The organism is Streptomyces sp. NBC_01190 (genome assembly GCF_045039895.1).
In the GTDB taxonomy this organism is placed as follows: domain Bacteria; phylum Actinomycetota; class Actinomycetes; order Streptomycetales; family Streptomycetaceae; genus Actinacidiphila.
In genome coordinates this window covers 5,530,514-5,548,309 of sequence record NZ_CP108580.1, presented here as the reverse complement: position 1 = coordinate 5,548,309, position 17,796 = coordinate 5,530,514, and the positions used below count along the sequence as shown (strand labels likewise).

General features: G+C 72.3%; 15 protein-coding genes and 2 tRNA genes. 6 read left to right on the top strand and 11 right to left on the bottom strand.

What is annotated here, in order from left to right:
- Together rsgA and OG519_RS23405 are read left to right on the top strand one after the other, a co-directional pair.
- Complete coding sequence (gene rsgA, locus OG519_RS23410) at window positions 1–1,002, top strand: ribosome small subunit-dependent GTPase A (RefSeq protein WP_405587307.1); 1,002 nt, start codon at window positions 1–3, stop codon at window positions 1,000–1,002.
- Window positions 1,003–1,192: 190 nt separating this feature from the next.
- On the top strand, window positions 1,193–1,516 hold the full coding sequence (locus OG519_RS23405; RefSeq protein WP_405587304.1) for a DMT family transporter: 324 nt from the start codon (window positions 1,193–1,195) through the stop codon (window positions 1,514–1,516).
- A 126-nt stretch (window positions 1,517–1,642) separates the two neighbouring features.
- Here OG519_RS23405 and OG519_RS23400 read toward each other — a convergent pair whose 3' ends face one another.
- A complete protein-coding gene (locus OG519_RS23400) occupies window positions 1,643–2,197 on the bottom strand; it encodes a TetR/AcrR family transcriptional regulator (protein WP_405592929.1) in 555 nt (184 codons plus the stop codon).
- Between the two features lie 190 nt (window positions 2,198–2,387).
- Here OG519_RS23400 and OG519_RS23395 point away from each other — a divergent pair, with 190 nt between their 5' ends.
- Together OG519_RS23395 and OG519_RS23390 are read left to right on the top strand one after the other, a co-directional pair.
- Entirely contained in the window at window positions 2,388–3,227 is an 840-nt protein-coding gene (locus tag OG519_RS23395) for an inositol monophosphatase family protein (RefSeq protein WP_405587302.1), read from the top strand.
- Window positions 3,228–3,437: 210 nt separating this feature from the next.
- The gene (locus OG519_RS23390; protein ID WP_405587298.1) at window positions 3,438–3,830 is read left to right on the top strand and encodes a cyclic nucleotide-binding/CBS domain-containing protein; all 393 of its coding nucleotides are present in this window, start codon (window positions 3,438–3,440) and stop codon (window positions 3,828–3,830) included.
- 123 nt (window positions 3,831–3,953) lie between these two features.
- Here the strand turns inward: OG519_RS23390 and OG519_RS23385 are convergent, their stop codons facing one another.
- Window positions 3,954–5,414, bottom strand: a complete 1,461-nt coding sequence (locus OG519_RS23385; RefSeq protein ID WP_405587295.1) for a catalase — start codon at window positions 5,412–5,414, stop codon at window positions 3,954–3,956.
- 133 nt (window positions 5,415–5,547) lie between these two features.
- On the opposite strand from OG519_RS23385, the gene OG519_RS23380 reads away from it, so the two are divergent.
- On the top strand, window positions 5,548–5,958 hold the full coding sequence (locus OG519_RS23380; protein WP_405587292.1) for a Fur family transcriptional regulator: 411 nt from the start codon (window positions 5,548–5,550) through the stop codon (window positions 5,956–5,958).
- Here OG519_RS23380 and OG519_RS23375 read toward each other — a convergent pair.
- From OG519_RS23375 to OG519_RS23355, 5 genes are all read right to left on the bottom strand, one after another.
- Entirely contained in the window at window positions 5,928–7,367 is a 1,440-nt protein-coding gene (locus OG519_RS23375) for a HEAT repeat domain-containing protein (protein WP_405587289.1), read from the bottom strand. The genes OG519_RS23380 and OG519_RS23375 overlap by 31 nt on opposite strands.
- Before the next feature lie 173 nt (window positions 7,368–7,540).
- Window positions 7,541–7,617, bottom strand: a tRNA-Met gene (locus tag OG519_RS23370).
- Window positions 7,618–8,086: 469 nt separating this feature from the next.
- Window positions 8,087–9,961 carry a tetratricopeptide repeat protein gene (locus tag OG519_RS23365; protein ID WP_405587286.1) on the bottom strand — a complete coding sequence of 625 codons (1,875 nt, stop codon included), beginning with the start codon at window positions 9,959–9,961 and terminating at the stop codon, window positions 8,087–8,089.
- Between the two features lie 168 nt (window positions 9,962–10,129).
- Window positions 10,130–10,203 (bottom strand) — tRNA-Met (locus OG519_RS23360).
- Between the two features lie 59 nt (window positions 10,204–10,262).
- Window positions 10,263–13,358: a UPF0182 family protein gene (locus OG519_RS23355; protein WP_405587283.1), complete on the bottom strand. Its 3,096-nt coding sequence runs from the start codon at window positions 13,356–13,358 to the stop codon at window positions 10,263–10,265.
- 129 nt (window positions 13,359–13,487) lie between these two features.
- On the opposite strand from OG519_RS23355, the gene OG519_RS23350 reads away from it, so the two are divergent.
- Complete coding sequence (locus OG519_RS23350; protein ID WP_405587281.1) at window positions 13,488–14,048, top strand: PPA1309 family protein; 561 nt, start codon at window positions 13,488–13,490, stop codon at window positions 14,046–14,048.
- A 1-nt stretch (window position 14,049) separates the two neighbouring features.
- On the opposite strand, the gene OG519_RS23345 is transcribed toward OG519_RS23350, so the two are convergent.
- The 4 genes from OG519_RS23345 to OG519_RS23330 all read right to left on the bottom strand — a co-directional run bounded on the left by OG519_RS23345 (window position 14,050) and on the right by OG519_RS23330 (window position 17,732).
- The gene (locus OG519_RS23345; protein WP_405587278.1) at window positions 14,050–15,126 is read right to left on the bottom strand and encodes a PDZ domain-containing protein; all 1,077 of its coding nucleotides are present in this window, start codon (window positions 15,124–15,126) and stop codon (window positions 14,050–14,052) included.
- Between the two features lie 9 nt (window positions 15,127–15,135).
- A complete protein-coding gene (locus tag OG519_RS23340) occupies window positions 15,136–15,579 on the bottom strand; it encodes a hypothetical protein (RefSeq protein ID WP_405587276.1) in 444 nt (147 codons plus the stop codon).
- 208 nt (window positions 15,580–15,787) lie between these two features.
- Window positions 15,788–16,207: a molybdenum cofactor biosynthesis protein MoaE gene (locus OG519_RS23335; protein WP_405592927.1), complete on the bottom strand. Its 420-nt coding sequence runs from the start codon at window positions 16,205–16,207 to the stop codon at window positions 15,788–15,790.
- A 421-nt stretch (window positions 16,208–16,628) separates the two neighbouring features.
- Entirely contained in the window at window positions 16,629–17,732 is a 1,104-nt protein-coding gene (locus OG519_RS23330) for an SDR family oxidoreductase (RefSeq protein WP_405587273.1), read from the bottom strand.
- Window positions 17,733–17,796: the final 64 nt, after the last annotated feature.

Genomic DNA, 17,796 nt, shown 5'->3' with positions numbered 1-17,796 from the left:
ATGCGGCGCTATGGCAAGAATCCCGACGAGGACGACGTACGTGTCCGGCCCAACGCCAAGGGCACCCGGCCGCGGACCAGCATCCGGCCCAAGCACGAGGACGCCTCGGAGGGCATGGTGCTCACCGTGGACCGGGGGCGGCTGCACGTCCTGGTCGACGACCGCGAGGTGGTCGCGATGAAGGCCCGCGAGCTGGGCCGCAAGTCCGCGGTGGTCGGCGACCGGGTGGCGGTGGTCGGCGACATGTCGGGCGCCAAGGACACGCTGGCCCGGGTGGTCCGGGTCGAGAAGCGCACCTCGGTGCTGCGCCGTACCGCCGACGACACCGATCCGTTCGAGCGGGTGGTGGTCGCCAACGCCGACCAGTTGGCGATCGTCACCGCGCTGGCCGACCCCGAGCCCCGGCCGCGGATGATCGACCGGTGTCTGGTCGCCGCTTATGACGCCGGGCTGCGGCCGCTGCTGGTGCTCACCAAGTCGGATCTGGCCCCGCCGGAGCCGCTGCTGGAGACGTACGGCGAGCTGGACCTGGCGTATGTGGTGACCAACCGGGACGATTTCCTGACCGGTGGCGTCGACCGGATCAGGGAGTTGCTGGCGGGCCATGTCACCGCCTTCGTCGGACACAGCGGTGTCGGCAAGACCACGCTGGTGAACGCGCTGGTGGAACGACAGCGCAGCACCGGCCATGTCAACGCGGTGACCGGTCGTGGCCGGCACACCACCACCTCGGCGCTGGCGCTGCCGCTGCCGGGGGACCTGGGCTGGGTGATCGACACCCCGGGCGTACGGTCCTTCGGGCTGCACCACATCGATCCTTCCCGGGTCATCCAGGCGTTCCCGGACCTGGAGCCGGGCACCGAGGAATGTCCGCGGGGCTGTTCCCACGACGAACCGGAGTGCGCGCTGGACGCCTGGGTGGCGGCGGGGCACGCCGAGCCGGCCCGGCTGGACTCGCTGCGGCGGCTGCTGTCCACCCGGGAGCGGCGCGAGGGGGACTGACGTCCGGCGACGGATCCAAGGGGATCCGGGGGGAGGGGTTGGTGGCTCCTTTCCCGGGGAGCGGCGGAAGCCCGTCGAAAGCGCGACGGACGGCCTCCTCCCGTATCCCCACCGTTTGCGGGAATGCTGTGTGATGATCAGCAGCGCACAGTGCGTGGCACGAGAGAACAAGGCGGAACGGAGGCACCCGATGGCCTGGCTCCTGGTGGTGGTCGCGGGCATCTTCGAAACCGGTTTCGCGGTCTGCCTGAAGCTTTCCCATGGCTTCACCCGGATATGGCCGACGGTCGCCTTCTGCCTCTTCGCCCTCGGCTCCTTCGGCCTGCTCACCCTGTCGCTGAAGAAGCTCGACGTCGGCCCGGCGTACGCGGTCTGGACCGGCATCGGCGCGGCCGGCACCGCGATCTACGGCATGGCGTTCCTGGGCGATGTGGTCTCCACCCTGAAGCTGGTGTCGATCTCGCTGGTCATCGTCGGCGTCATCGGCCTCCAGATCTCCGGCTCATCACACTGACGGCTCCTCACACTGATGGCTGCGCGCACCGACGGCTTCGTGCACCGACGGCTTCGCGCACCGACGACGAGCGTCCCGGCCGGCCGGTGGTCAACCGGCGGTCGGCCGTTCGGAGCCGGCGGCCCGTCAACTCTTCGGCCATGGCAGCAGACCGCGGACGAGTCGCGCCACCCGCAGGCAGGCGACTTCGTCGGTGGGAGCCGGCGCGATCAGATAGGAGAGCGTGAGCCGGATCGCCGCCTCGCAGGCCCAGGCGACATCGGCCGCGCGTAAGCCGGGAAACCCGCTCATCAGGGCGTCGGCGGTGTGGGTGTGCAGCGGTGTGACCAGGTCGGGCAGCGGCGATCCCTCGATGCGGCGGCCGGTGAGGGCGGCCCGGACCAGCGGGCTGCGGCGGGCGCCGCGCAGCGTCCAGCCGGCCGCGGCGGCGAAGCACTCGCCGGGATCGCCGCCGTCGCGGGCGGCGAGGGCCAGCGCCCGGTCCAGGCCCGCAAGGTAGTGCTCGGCCTCCCGCCGGATGAGCGCCTTGACCAGGCCGTCCTTGCTGTGGAACTCGTTGTAGAGGGTCTGCCGCGACACCCCGGCCGCGGCGGCGACCTCGACCATCCTGACCTCGGCCCACGGCCGGTCGCCGAGCGCGTCGAAGGCCGCGGCCAGCAGCGATTCCCTGGCGGTAGGCATCATGATCGCCTTTGCCTCCAAACCACCGCGAAGTGTCTTGTGGACGTGCGGCCGTCCGGAAAGAATTGATCCGGCGGGTGGTGCTGTCAAGGCTTCGCGCGCGTCCTCGCGGCGCCGGGCGCGCCGGCCCCTCGTGGTCCTCCCCCGCGTTCCCGGCGGGCCCGCGCACGCTGTTCGCTAGGGTTCGTCCATGCCCGACTACCACGACGATCTGCGGCTCGCCCAGGCGCTCGCCGACGCCGCAGACGCTGCGACGATGGCCCGTTTCAAGGCGCTTGACCTCAAGGTGGAGACCAAGCCGGACCTGACCCCGGTCACCGAGGCGGACAAGGCGGCCGAGGAGCTGATCCGGAGCGGGCTCGAACGGGCCCGGCCGCGGGACGCGGTGCTGGGCGAGGAGTACGGCGAGGACGGCGGCGGGCCGCGCCGCTGGATCATCGACCCGATCGACGGCACCAAGAACTACGTACGCGGGGTGCCGGTGTGGGCGACCCTGATCGCGCTTGCGGTGCGGGGGGATCAGGCCGGTACCGGTGGCGAGGGCGGCTCGGGCAGCGCGGGCGGCGCCGACGAGGTGGTGGTCGGCGTGGTGTCCGCGCCCGCGCTCGGCCGCCGCTGGTGGGCGGTGAAGGGCGGTGGCGCGTACACCGGGCGCAGCCTGGCGGCGGCGACGCCGCTGCGGGTCTCGCGGGTGGGCCGGCTGGCGGACGCGTCGTTCGCGTACTCCTCGCTGGGCGGCTGGGAGGAGCAGGGCCGGCTGCCCGGCTTTCTCGATCTGACCCGGGCCGTCTGGCGGACCCGCGGCTACGGCGACTTCTGGCCGTACATGATGGTCGCCGAGGGCTCGGTGGACCTCTGCGCCGAGCCCGAGCTGAGCCTGTGGGACATGGCGGCGGGCGAGGTGATCGTCCGGGAGGCGGGCGGGAGGTTCACCTCGCTCGACGGGGTGCCGGGGCCCTTCGGCCCCAACGCGGCGGCGTCCAACGGGCTGTTGCACGAGGAGATGCTGGGGTATCTGGGCCGGGCGTGAACCCGCGGGCGCGCGGCACGCCACGTTCGATCGCCGGGGGCGCGCTGCGGGCCTCACACGCCGTCGGCGCACTCTGTCCGCCCCCTTGCCGGGGCCGTGACGTGCATGTGAACATGAGAAAACCCTCGCTTGTGAACTTGTGAAGTCGTTCACGCGGAAAACCGCCCACGGCAGGGCCGCCCGGCGGCCCACCCAGGAGGTAGCCCAACCATGCTGGTCCGCGACGCCATGAGCACGGTGGTTCTCACCATCGGCCCCGCCCACACCCTCCGCCAGGCAGCCCATCTGATGTCCGCCCGCCGCGTCGGCGCGGCGGTCGTCCTCGATCCCGAGACGTGCGGTGTCGGGATCCTCACCGAGCGCGACGTCCTCGACGCCGTCGGATCCGGCCTCGACCCCGACCACGAACACGCGCACGCCCACACCACGGGTGACGTCGTCTTCGCCGCCCCGCAGTGGACCCTCGACGAGGCGGCCGCCGCCATGCTCCGCGGCAACTTCCGCCATCTCGTGGTCCTTGAGGGCCGCGACCTGGTGGGCGTGGTCTCGGTCCGCGACATCGTCCGCTGCTGGTCGCCGGAGCGGACGGCGGTGCCCGCGTAACGGCATGGCGGTGGGGCCGAAGCCCAACGGCGTTCGGCCCCACCGGTTCCGGGGGCGGCCGGCGGGCCCGCGCGCTGTGCGAGCGCGGATCGGCCGGCCGGCCCCGACGGTCAAGCGGTCGGATCAGGCGCGGAGGGCCTGGACCGCGGCGTCCAGCCGCTTGCCGTAGTCGGCGTCCGCCTGGCGGAAGTTGTTGATCGCGCGCTCCACGATGTCGTCGCGCGACACCTTGGCGATGAAGCCGGCCAGGTTGTCGATCAGGCGGATCTTCTCGTCCTCGGACATCAGCCGGTAGAGGTTGCCGGCCTGCACGAAGTCGTTGTCCTCGGCGTGCGAGGGCGCCTCGGTGTAACCGGTGGCGCCGGTCACCGGGGTGGACTGCCACAGCGGACGGCCGGTCTCGTTGGGGCCGCCGAAGCTGTTCGGCTCGTAGTTCTTGGCGCCGCCGTGCCGCCCGTCGTACAGATAACCGTCCCGGCTGTGGGTACGCGCCTCGGCGGCGTGCGGCCGGTTCACCGGCAGGTGGTCGGCGTTGGCGCCGACCCGGTAGCGGTGGGCGTCACCGTAGGCGAAGAGCCGGCCCTGGAGCATCTTGTCCGGGGACGGGCCGATGCCGGGCACCAGGTGGGCCGGCGAGAAGATCGACTGCTCGACCTCGGCGAAGACGTTCTCCGGGTTGCGGTTGAGCTCCAGCGTGCCGATCTCGATCGGCGGGTAGTCCTCGTGCGGCCACACCTTGGTCAAGTCGAACGGGTTGAAGCGGTACGTGGCCGCGTCGGCCGCCGGCATCACCTGGATCTGCACGGTCCAGGACGGGAAGTCGCCGCGCTCGATGGCCCGGCGCAGGTCGCGCTGGTGGCTGTCGGTGTCCTCACCGGAGAGCTTGACCGCCTCGTCCTGGGTGAGGTTCCTGATCCCCTGGTCGGTCTTGAAGTGGTACTTGACCCAGAAGACCTCGCCGGCCTCGTTGTTCCACTGGTAGGTGTGCGAGCCGTAGCCGTTGAGGTGGCGGTAGGTCGCCGGAATGCCGCGGTCGCCGAAGAGCCAGGTGACCTGGTGCGTCGACTCCGGGCTGAGCCCCCAGAAGTCCCAGACGTTGTCCGCCTCCTGCGAGCCGGTGTACGGGTCGCGCTTCTGGGTGTGGATGAAGTCGGGGAACTTGATGGCGTCCTTGATGAAGAACACCGGGGTGTTGTTGCCGACGAGGTCGTAGTTGCCCTCTTCGGTGTAGAACTTCAGCGCGAAGCCGCGGGGGTCGCGGACCGCGTCGGCCGAGCCGAGGTTGCCGGCGACGGTGGAGAAGCGCAGGAAGGTCTCCGTCTGCTTGCCGACCTCGGAGAGGAACTTCGCCCGGGTCCACTGCGACACGTCGCGGGTGAGGGTGAAGGTGCCGTAGGCGCCGGCGCCGCGGGCGTGCACCACGCGCTCCGGGATCCGCTCCCGGTTGAAGTGCGCGAGCTTCTCCAGCAGGTGCTGGCTCTGGACCAGAACGGGACCGCCGAGGCCGGCCGTCTCGCTGTTCTGGTTGTCCGCAACGGGTGCGCCGGACTCCGTGGTCAGCGGACCCGTCTCCTGAGCAGTCACGTGTGTCTCCCTGATTCGACCTGTCCCTTGGCTGTCGCCAGAACCGATCCTACGATAGACACTGTCTAAGTCAAGATAGGTCCTAGTAAAGGACCTGGTCTCCTTACGACCTCCCACTGTTAGGCTGGTGCGCATGAGTGACCTGCTGGAACGCCTGCGAACCCGCGGCTGGCGGCTGACCGCCCAGCGCCGGGTCGTGGCCGAGGTCCTCGACGGCGATCATGTGCACCTCACCGCCGACGAGGTGCACGCGCGCGCCAGCCGGCGGCTGCCGGAGATCTCCCGCGCCACCGTCTACAACACCCTCGGCGAGATGGTGAGCATCGGCGAGATCATCGAGGTCGCCACCGACGGGCGGGCCAAGCGGTACGACCCGAACGCCCACCGGCCGCACCAGCATCTGGTCTGCTCCAACTGCGGCACCATCCGGGACGTTCATCCGCACGGGGATCCGCTCGCCTCGCTGCCGGCCGGTGAGCGCTTCGGCTTCACCGTCTGCGACGTCGAGGTCACCTACCGCGGTCTGTGCCCCGACTGCTCGTAGCCGGCCGCCTGTTGTGCGGCCGGCTGCTGCTTGACCGCCTGCTGCTTGAGGGCCGGGTGCTTCGCCGCCGGGGCCGGTGCCGCGGCGGTGGTCGTTGCCCGCGCCTGCCGGCTGATCCGCTCGGCCAGCGCCCGTACCGCGGGTTCGGTACGGGTCCGGCCGATCCACAGCGTCTCGGCCGGTACGTCGTCCGGCACCCTGGTCAGCGCCTCGAACACCTCACGGGCCACCCCGGAGTCCGGGTCGGTGGCCAATCCGCCCAGCAACCTGACGAGTTCGTCCGGCTTGGCGAGCCGCCCCAGCGCGCGGGCCGCCGCCCGGCGGACGATCGCGTGCGGGTCGCCGAGGAGCCGGGCCAACTGCGGCGCGTCCGCCGCGTCCCCGCACTCCCCCAGCCCCGCGGCGAGTCCGGCCAGCAGCCGGGCGGGCGCCGGGGGACGTCCGGCCCGCCGCAACTGCTTGCGGTAGACCTCGGCGGGCGGCTCCCCCCGCTGGTAGAGCTGCCAGCGGGCCTGCGCCCTGACCATCCGCGCCCGGTCGGCGAGCAGCACCACCAGCCGGGTGGCCGGCACATCGGCGGGCAGCGCGGCCACCGCGAGCTCCCGCACACCGGCGCCGCGGGCCCGCAGCAGCCGGCCCGCCTGCTCCGGGTCGATCTCCAGCAGCCGCTGCGCGCACAGCTTCCGGCACACCTGGTCATGGTCGTAGAGGGCGGCCCGCAGCAGGTCCCCCTTGACGTACTCCCCCAGGTCCAGCGCGAGTTCGACGCCGAAACGGCGGGCGGCGGGATCGGCGTCGACGGCCAGCGCCCGCACCGCCCGCCGGTGCGGGGGGTCGGCGAGGGCGGCCCGGTAGGCGGTCAGCAGGCCGCCGGCCCGGCTGCGGCCGTGGAGTCTGAGCAGGATCCGTACGGCGGCGGCGACCTCGTCGGGCGCGGAGCGCAGCAGCAGGGCGGCGGCGGCGCGGTTGCGTACCTCGGGCACCCAGTCGACGGTGCGCAGCGCGAGCGCGGCGGCGGCCAGCGGTCCGCCGCAGCCGGCCAGGCCCGCCACGGCGGCCTCCCTGATCCGGCCGTCGGCGTCGAAGGAGGCGAGCAGCAGGCCGGGGTCGGGGCGGGCCGGAATGGGCGGGGTGCGGGGGACTTGTCGGACGGTGATCCGGCGGGGCTGCGGGCTGCGGCGGGCCTGGCGGTCCAGCAGGACGAGGAGTTGCGCGGGCGCGCGGCCCAGGGCGTCGAGCGCGGCGGCGCGGTCGTGCGGGGGGCCGGTGTCCAGTACCTCGCGCAACGTGGTGAGCAGCGCGGGCACTTCCTCGCGCCACCGCGGGCCGGCCGCCCGCGCGCACCAGACGTCCCAGCGGCCCGCGTCCAGCACCGCCAGGTCGGATCGCCCCCGCCGTCTGCGCAGCAACCCCGCCTCCTGGCCTCGCGCCGCCACTCCGCACCAGGATCGCGCGGCGGGGGGCGGTGACCAAGGTGGATCGGCTGGTCTTTGCCCGAATAAGAGGAACATAGGAGAAACGGATCGTCGCCGCGGAAAGATTCAGGGCCCGGAGGCTGCGCCTCCGGGCCCTGAATCTTCATTGGTAGCGGGGACAGGATTTGAACCTGCGACCTCTGGGTTATGAGCCCAGCGAGCTACCGAGCTGCTCCACCCCGCGTCGTTGTGCTTTTAGCTTAGCCCACCCCGCTCCCCCCACCAAATCCATTCCCCCACCCCCAACTCCCCCTACGGGCAGCAGGTGGACACGGGGGGCGCGCCCCCTAGGCCGCCGCAGCGGCGGAACGCGAGACCGCGCGGGCCGGCGGTGCCAAACCGGGCCGCCCCGGGGCCGGGGGGTGGAGGCTGCCGCCGCCCCCCAAGACCGCCGCAGCGGCGGGACGCGGGACGGTGCGGGACGGCGGTGCCGAACCGGGCGCAACCAAGCGACCTCAGCGCTCCGGGCCCCGCAGACGCCGGCCTGGGCCCGGGGGCCTTGGGGGGCCGAGCCCGCACCGCCCCCCAAAAAAACCGCCGCAGCGGCGGGACGCGGGACGGTGCGGGACGGCGGTGCCGAACCGGGGGCGCCCCGGGGGCGGCCCCGGCGGGTGGGGCCGCCGCGGCGGGGTGCCGCGTTCTTACCGGTGCGCTCACGCAGTGAGTTCGTGGGCCACCGCGTCGGTGAGGCGGGCCGCGCGTTCGGCCACTTCGGCGGGGCCGTAGGTGATCGCGCGGGCGCACCAGGACTGCGCCTCGGCGAGGCTGCCGCGGCGGGCGGAGAGCAGGGCCATCCGCAGGGCCGCCCGGCCATGGCCCGCGTTGGCCGCGCGGGTCCACCACAGTGCCGCCTCCGGCTCACTGCCCTCGCGGGCCAGCAGCAGCCCGAGGTTGAAGGCCCCGTTGCGCGACCCCGCCTCGGCGGCCAGCCGATACCACCGCGCCGCCGCCACCACATCCCCCCGCTTCGCCGCGCACATCCCGAGCCGTACCTGCGCCCGGCGGTGCCCCTGCCCGGCGGCCCGCTCGTACCACTCCTCCGCCTCGACCGAGCCGGACCCGGCGACCTCCGCGCCGTCCTCCCGCTCCCTGCGGTCGAGCAGCGCGCCGAGCCGGAACGCCGCCTCGGGGCTGCCGCCCCCGGCCGCGCACCGCAGGTGCCGCTCGGCGGCGTGGTGGTCACCCTCCTGCTGGAGCGCTATGGCCACCTGGAGCGCCGCCTCGGCGTGCCCGGACGCGGCGGCCCGCTCGTACCAGCGGCGCGCGCTCCTCTCGTCGCCGCGCCCCGCGTGCAGGATGCCCAGGTTGAAGGCCGCGTCGATGCTGCCCGCCTCGGCCGCCTTGGACAGCCACGGCTCGGCGCCCGCCGCGTCCCCGCGCTGGAGCAGCAGCACGGCCAGCGCGTTGGCCGCCTCACGGTGCCCCGCGTACGCCGCCTTGCGGTACCACTGCTCGGCCTGCTGGCTGCGCCCCTGCCCGGCGCACAGCAGCCCCAGGTTGTAGGCGCCGTTGACATCACCGGCCTCCATCGCGGTGCGATACCACCGCTCGGCGGTCTGCGTCTCGCCCTCCTCGGCGTGCAGCGCGCCGAGCGCGTTCGCGGCGTTGCCGTCGCCCGCCTGGGCGGCGCGCCGCCACCAGGTGGCGGCCTGGTCGATGTCGCCGGCGTCCCGCAGCAGGAAGGCGAGCGCGCAGGCGGCCCGCGCCTCGCCGTCCCGCGCCGCGGTGAGGTACCAGTGGCCGGCCTCCTTGACCTCGCCGCGCTCCTCCAGCAGCGTGCCGAGGCACAGCGCGGCCCGCCGGTGGCGGCGCGCGGCGGCCTGCCGGTACCACTGCTCGGCCTCGTGGTCCTGGCCGCGCTCGGCGCAGATCCTCGCCAGCCGGTACGCCGCCTCCCGGTGCCCGTGCTCCGCGGCGGCCCGGAACCACCGCTCCGCCCCGACGTCCCTGCGGTGGTCGAGCAGGTCGGCCAGCGCGTAAGCACCCAGCGTGTGGCCGGACTCGGCGGCCTGCCGCAGCCAGTACTCGGCGCCGGGCTCGTCCCCGCGCTCCCGGTAGTGCCGGCCGAGCGCGTGCGCGGCGGCGGCGGAACCGGCGACCGCGGCGATCCGCCACCAGTCGGCCGCCTCGTCGGCGTGCCCGTGCTGGTGCAGCAGCAGCCCCAGGTTGTTGGCGGCGGCCCGGTCCCCGTGCTGGACCGCGGCCCGCAGGAACGGCTCGGCGCCGTCCAGGTCGCCGCGGCGCAGCAGCAGGGTGCCGAGCGCGCTCATCGCCCCGGGATCGCCCTGTTCCGCCGCCCTGCGGTGGCGCGCCTCGATCTCGGCCTCCTCGCGCAGCGCGAGGCTCTCCTCGTCGGGCAGTTCGGTCAGCAGCGCCGGTACGGCCTGCGGCTCCCCGGCCGCGGCCACCGCGCTGATCGCGTAGTCCTCGGAGCGCGGCGCGGGCAGCGGCGAACCGCCCGTCGACCCACGCTGACCATGGATCTGACGAGCGTTCAGCAGCCTCGCACTCTCCCCCATAAGCCCCATCGTTGCACCACCCGGTACCGGCGTACACCTGGTATACCGCAACCCGCGCGGTCACTTCAGCGTTTTGTCGACTTCCCGATAAGGCGCCACATCAAACGTTTGACGTGCGATGTCCCCCATACAAGTGAAGAGGCCTGAAGTCTATTGACTTCAGGCCTCTTCGTGCAGTAGCGGGGACAGGATTTGAACCTGCGACCTCTGGGTTATGAGCCCAGCGAGCTACCGAGCTGCTCCACCCCGCGTCGTTGTGTCCTCACCGTATCACGACCTGGGATCTTGCCCGTTCGGTCCCGCCCGCCGCCTACTGCGGCGGCTTGGCCGCGCCCTTCCCCGCGTCCTCGGCGGCCCGCGCGTCCTTCAGCGCGGCCGCCAACCTCTTCTGTGCCTCGCCGTACTTCTGCCAGTCGCCGTCCCGCAGCGCCTGCTGCCCGTCGTCGTACGCCTGTTGGGCCTGATTCAGCGCATCCCGAAGGGTGGCGCCGTCCCCGCCGGTTGACGGCGGCCCGGCCGACGGGGATGACGGCGGCGCTGACGAAGGCGTCGACGGGGAGGGCGACGACGGCGACGACGGCGATGACGGTGCGGCAGGCGTACCGGCCCCGACCGTCCCGGTGGTCGGTACACCGGCCCCTTCCCCCGTGCCGAAGACGGAACTCAGCGCCTCGTCCAGGGTGTCCGCCAGCTCGATCTTCGTGCCGAAGCTGACGAACACCTTCTTCATCAGCGGATAGTCGACATTGGCGCCGCGTACGTAGACCGGCTCGACATTGAGCAGTCCGCCGTCCACCGGCAGTGTCAGCAGGTTGCCGTACTCGATCGTCGAGTCCCTGCCCCTGAGCTGGGTGATCTGCGTGGCGAAGGTGGAGTTGAACTTGCTCTGCACCAGCTCAGGGCCGTCCACGGGCGCCTCAGTGGGCAGTTCGAGCAGCCGCATCGTGCCGTAGTCGGGGCTGGTGGCGTCGGCGTCCACCGCCATGAAGGCCGCCAGATTGCCGCGCCGGTTGGGGGTGAAGGTCGAGGTGAGCGAGAACGCCTGACCGCTCTGGTCCGGCATCTTCAGACTCAGGTAGTAGGGCGGGACCGTCTTGCCCGACTTGGACGCGGGATCGTCCGGCACCTGCCACACCTGGCTGCCGCTGTAGAACTGGGCGGCCGTGGTGACGTGGTATTTCGTGAGCAGCTGCCGCTGCACCTTGAAGAGGTCCTGCGGGTAGCGGAGATGGGCCAGCAGGCCCGCCGGGATGTCGGCCTTGGGCCGCACCGTGTGCGGGAACGCCTTCATCCACGTCTTGAGCACCGGGTCCTGGGTGTCCCACTGGTAGAGCGTCACCGTGCCGTCGTAGGCGTCCACGGTGGCCTTGACCGAGTTGCGGATGTAGTTGACCTGGTTCTGCTGCGCGACGACCGACCGCTGGTTGTCGGTGAGCGAGTCGGCCGTGGTGTCGCCGAGGGTGGTGCGGGAGGCGTACGGATAGTTGTCGGTGGTGGTGTAGGCGTCCACGATCCACTCCACGTGGCCGCCGACCACCGCCGGATACGGATCGCCGTCGATGGTGAGCCAGGGCGCGACCGCCTCGACCCGCTGCTTGGGCGTGCGGTTGTAGAGGATCTTCGAACCGTGGCCGATGGCGCCGGAGTAGAGGATCCGCGGCTCGCCGAAGGTCACCGCGTAGGCGGCCCGGGTGACCGGGTCGTCCAGGTCGACGCCGCCCTGGCCGTGGTAGGTGGACGACTTCTCACCGGACTTGTCGGCGTAGTCCAACTCCTTGGTGGGGCCGCCGACGATCGAGTACTGAGTGGTCTGCTCCCCGAAGTAGATACGGGGTTCGTACGGGCCGATGTCCCCGGTGGACGGCAGGGCCTGCTCGGTGTAGACGGGCTGTCCCGTGGGGTTGCCGCTGACCGGGTCGTCGCCGGTGACCTGGGTGCCCTTGGCGGTGACGATCCCGTAGCCGTGGGTGTACTTGAAGTGGTCGTTTATCCAGTTCTTCGACGGGATGCCGTTGATGTCCAGCTCCCGCAGGCCCACCACGGTGTCCTCATCCTTGGTGGCCGAGGTGGCCGAGGTGGCCGAGGTGGCCGAGGTGGCCGAGGTGGCCCTGGTACCCCTGGTGGCCGAGGTCGCCTTGGCGGCCTTGGTGGCGTCACCGTCAACCGCCGTCCCCGGGTAGCGGTCGACGTCCAGGGTGGACGGGAAGGAGTAGTAGCTCTGCCCCTGCTGCATCTGCTGGAAGGTCGGCGAGACCACGTTGGGGTCGAGGACCCTTATGGACGCGGTGGAGCCGGTGTCGGCCAGCAGCTTGGCCCCGGTGGTCCTGCTGCTGCTCACGCCGCTGAAGCCGGAGACCTCGCTGTCCGCGACGCCGTACGCGGCCCGGGTGGCGTCGATGTTCTTCTGGAGGTAGGGCGCCTCCTTGGCGGCCTCGTTCGGCTGCACCTGGAACTTCTGCACGATCGCCGGATAGAGCCCGCCGATGAGGATCGCGGAGAGCACCATCAACCCGAAGCCGATCATCGGCAGCGACCACGTACGCCGCCAGAGTGTCGCGAAGAACAGCAGCGCGCAGATCACCGCGATGCAGAACAGGATGGTCTTCGCCGGCAGATACGCGTTGGCGTCGACGTACCGCAGCCCGGTCCAGTCGTCGGTCGAGCGCAGCCCGCTGGACTTCACCGCGAGCCCGTAGCGGTCCAGCCAGTACGCCACCGCCTTGAGCGACACGAACAGGCCGAGCAGCACCGACAGATGCCCGGTGGCGGCCGCGGTGGCCCGGCCGCCGGGCGAGGTGATGCTCAACCCCCCGTACAGGTAGTGCACCAGGGCGGCGGCGATCAGCGACAGCACCACGGCTGCGAAGCCGAAGCTCAGCAGGAAGCGGTACCAGGGCAGGTCGAAGGCGTAGAAGGAGACGTCCTTGTGGAACTGCGGGTCCTTCACGTGGAACGAGGTGGCGTTGGCGGTCAGCAGCCACAACCGCCACTGCCCGGCGGCCGATCCGCCGGCGATGAGCCCGGCCACCGAGCAGATCCCCAGCAGGGCCCACTTCTTGTAGGGCGCGATTCCGGTCCGGTAGCGGTCAAGGCCCTGCTGTTCCGGCGACATGGCGCTCAGCGGGGGCCGCAGCAGGTGTGCCAGATAGATGTTCGCGCCGACCGCGACCGCCATCAGCACGCCGAAGACGCAGAAGAGCCCGGCCTTTGTCGCCAGGGTGGTGGTGAAGACCGAGGAATAGCGCACCGAGCGATACCAGAGCAGGTCGGTCCAGAACCCGGCGAACATCACGAACGCGATCATCAGGGCGGCGATTGCCACGACCGCGATGAGCAGCCACCGTACGCCGCGGGAGGTCCGGACCGTGCCGACCCGGGGGCCGGGCCCTCCGCCGCGGTCGGGCATCTGGAATACCAAGGTGTACCTCGAGATGTCGGTGCTTCGCGGATGTCCCGGGTCGGACCCCACCCGTGCAACTTACCTATGCTTTGGCCGGTTCCCGATTCCGGCCGGGGAAGAGGCAGGATAGTGACCATGCCCAATACCGCCGCCGACGGCGCACCCCTTGCCGCGAACCCGCTGACCCGGGCCGTACTGGAAATCGACGAGTACGCCGCGGGGCTCGGCTGGGACCAGCCCGCACGTTTGTTCGCCCTGGTGGACACCGCCCAATTGCGTACCCAGGAACCGGCGCTGGCCCGGCAGTTGGGGCTCGCCGAGGACGCCGCCACCGCCGGTCTCACCCCGATCGAGCAGGACGAACTGCCCGCGGGGCAGCCGCTCGACGAGTTCCTGGCCACCATCGCCTGGCCGGAGGTGATCGCGGGCTGTGCGCTCACCGTGGAGCGGCTGATGCTGCCGCCGTCCGCCGAGGCGACGCTGCCGGAGGATCTGGACGACACGGCGCTGGCCTCCTGGGTGGCGTCGCACCCGCAGCGGCAGGAGGTACGGATGACGGTCGCGGTGCTGCGGGACGGCGCGCGCGAGTCGGCGGTGCGGCTGCGGGAGAAGGACTCGGCGACCGATGTGCTGACCGGCTCCGCGCTGGTGCCGGGGCTGGCGGAGGCGCTGTCGGCGACCTTCGAGGAGGGCTAGGTCAGCTCTTGGCGCAGCTCGCCAGCGCCTTGTCGTTGCCCGCCTTGATGTTCTTCAGCGCCGTCATCGCGTCGTCCAGCGTCTTGACCTTGACCAGCCGGAGGCCGCTGGGGATGTCCTTGGCGGCCTCCTCGCAGTTGTCGGCCGGGGTGAGGAAGTACCGCGCGCCCTTGTCGCGGGCGCCGATCGTCTTCAGGCCGATGCCGCCGATCGGGCCGACGTTCCCGTTGTCGTCTATGGTCCCGGTGCCGGCCACGAACTTGCCGCCGGTGAGGCTGCCAGGGGTGAGCTCGTCCACGATGCCGAGGGCGAACATCATGCCCGCGCTGGGGCCGCCGACGTCGGCGAGCTTGATGTCGATGCCGAACGGGAAGAGGTGCTCGATCCCGGCCTGGATGCCGACCACCGCGCGGGACGGGCCGTCGTCGTGGGACGCGCGGGTGGTGATCGTGACCTCTTGGGTCGCCGCCGACTTCTTCTTGGCGTCGGCTGCCCTGATCACCGTGAAGGTGACGGGCTGGCCGGCCTTGTGCTTGGTGACCAGCGCGGCCACCTGATCCTGCTTGGTGACCTTGGTGCCGTCCACGGCCTTGATCACGTCACCGGCGTGCAGCGTGCCCTCGGCGGCGCCGCCCTTGACCACGGCGGCCACGATGACCTGGGAGGGCACCGCGATCTTCAGCTCGTCCAGGGCGGCGACCTTGGCGCTGTCCTGGGACTGGCTGAACTCCTCGGCGTTCTCCTGGTCGGCCTGCTGGGCCGTCTGCCCCTGCGGATACAGGGTGTCGTGCTCGACCACCTTGTCGTCGTGCCGCGCCCAGCCGAGCACCGCCTCGACCAGGTTCATCGAATAGTCGGCGCCGGTGACCCGCACGGTGGTCATGTTGAGATGGCCGTCGGCGGGAAACGTCTGGTGCCCCGTGATCGAGATCACCTTGTCCCCGCCGTAGTCCCCCAGGGTGTTGACCGTGGGGCCGGGCGACATCTCGGAATACGGCGTCGGGGCGAGCAGGGCCACGGCCAACAGGACTATGAGCGTCAGGGTCGAGGCGATCAGCGTCGCGGTGCGGCGTGGCATGGAACGACCCTACGGGACCGGACCGACAACCGGCCCGCGGGGGGAATCCTCCCCTTCGGCCCTGGCCCCGCCGGGTGCCGCGGAGCCCTGGAGCCGCCCGCCGCCGGATTCCGGGGTCCGCCGGGGAGCGGCTTCCGCGGCGCCGCGGGCCCGGCGGGCGGGCGGCTCGGTGATCCACTCGGCGGCCCGTTCCGGGCCGCGCGCCTCGGCCGGAGTGGCGAGGGGGCGGCCCCCAGCCGAGGGGGCCGAGGCGACCGAGGCCTCCGAGGGGGCTGAGGTGGCAGCCGCAGCAGCCACATGGAGGGGAGTGGTCTCCATCGCGACGCGGAACCGCTCGTACCCGGCGAGGGAAGCACCGTCGCCGGTCATCCGGGCGCGGACCGCCCAGCGGCCCCACAGGGCGACGAGGACGCCGGCGGTCAGCGGAAAGAGCAACCAAGCGAGTGCGGCCACGGCGGAACTCCCGACCCCATATGCACCAAAACGGACCTATGAGCAGATTAACCACTCGGTGGGTCAACGCTCGGCCGAGGCGCCCGGTTACGCAACCGCAAATCCCACGAACGGGCGGCGAGCGGGCGGCGCAGGGGTCGGCGCGGGGTCGGCCGCGCACAGGGTGCGGGCCGGCCGGCGGCCGTACGCGGTCGCTTCGGCCCCGGCCTCAGACGGACCCCACCCACTCCTCGGTCCCGTCCGAGAACACCTGGTGCTTCCAGATGGGCACCTCGCTCTTCAGGTCGTCGATCAGCCGGCGGCTCGCCGCGAACGCCTCGCCCCGGTGCGGGCAGGACACCGCCACCACCACCGCGATGTCGCCGACCACCAGCTCGCCGACCCGGTGGACGGCGGCCAGCGCCCGTACCGGGAAGTCGGCGGCGACCTTCTCGGCCACCCGGCGGAGTTCGGCCGACGCGGAAGGGTGCGCGGTGTAGGCCAGACCGGTGACCGCCGCGTCCTGGCGTCCGTCGTGGTCGCGCACCGTGCCGACGAAGAGCACCGTGCCCCCGGCCGCGTCGTCGCCCACGGCGGTGACCACCTCGTCCACGGACAGGGGGGTGTCGCGGATGGCGAGCAGCCGGATGGGGCTGTCCTCCCGGCCACCGCCTGGACTGCCGGGACCGCCGGGACCGCCGGGACCGCGGGAGCTGCCGGTCGTGGCGGAGCCGCCCGGTCCGCCGGGCTCGCCGGCGGCGCCGTCACCGCGCGGGCCGCGGTGGTCCCCGGCGCCTTCCGGGCCTTCCGGTTCTCCGGGGTGCTGGTGCCCGCCGGGATCGCTTGTCGGTGCCATGCCGCCCATCCTCCTCATCCGCCCGCGCTACGGAACGATGGCGTCCGTTGTCACGGGCCCGGTCGTCGATGGCTCGCTCACGGGTGAGAGTGTGCCCGCTCCGGCGCCCCTTGGGGCAAGGGGCGCCCTATCCGATGGTGGATCCCGGGGGCTGGGCTGGGACCCGAACCGGGAGCCCGGGCCTGCGGCCTGGGCCCCACCCCGGTGCGGCCGGTCACAGTCCGCGGCGCTTGCGGGCCCTGCGGACCGCCGCGGCCGCGCCGACCAGCGCGACGGTGGCCCCCGCGGCGCCCAGCGCGGTGGCGTCCTTGCGGCCGAGGCGGCGGCCGGCCACCGAGTTGCGGCCCGCCACCTCCGCCAGCAGTTCGGCCAGCACCTCCTCGTTGGTCCAGTGCGGCCGCCAGCCCGCCTCGTGCAGCCGGCTGCCGCTGACCACCCAGGGGTGCATGGTGTAGGCGAGGTCGCCGGGCGGCGAGGGGGTGAGCCCGAGGCGGTAGAGCCGGGAGGCGGCGCCGAAGGCGATCGCGGCCGGCAGCTCCATCCGCCGGACGCCGGCCAGCTCCTCGACCTCCTCCTGCTCCAGCCAGCCGTCGCAGCCCACCGCCATCTCGCCGTCGACCTTTTCGAGCACCGCGTACTCAAGCGCCGACACCAGGTCGTCGACATGGCAGAACTGCCAGCAGGGCCGGCTGCCGGCCACCACCAGCAGCCGCGGCGACTCGAAGTAGCGGGTCAGCGTGGAGTCGGTGCCACCGACGAGGACCGCGGGACGCAGCACCGTCACGTTGAGGCCCGGGTGGGCGCGGGGCGCGCGGCGGCCGAGCCGTTCGATCTCCAGCAGGTCGTCCACGAAGCCGGCGTCGGAGGTGGCGCGCAGCGGGGCGTCCTCGGCGAGCGGCACGTCGTTGTCGGCCTGGGCGCCGTAGACCATCGCGGAGGTGCACAGCACCGCCCGCCGTACCCCGGCCGCCGCGGCGGCGGTCAGCACGGTCTGGGTGCCGCGGACGTTGAAGGCGGTGCGGGCCTTGGCGTCGGACTCCAGATCGAGGTCGAGCGCGAGGTGCACCACGACATCGGCGCCGCGCAGCTTCTCGGCGATCGCGGGATCCCGGACGTCGAGCACCCGCCAGATCGCCCCGGGCAGGTCGCCGCGCCGTTCGTCGATCGCCACCACCTTCTTGACCTGGTCGGACGCGACCAGGCGCAGGGCCAGCGCGCGGCCGACCCCGGAGGCGGCGCCGGTGATCGCGACCACCGGTCCGGCGGCCGTCCGGCCCCTGCTCCGCTCTGGGCGAACGGGTCCTTCTGGGGAACTCACCGGGTGTCTCCCACGGTTGTCTCAGGTACGTAGCCAGCCATCTTGCCGGGCAGGTGTCTAGGCT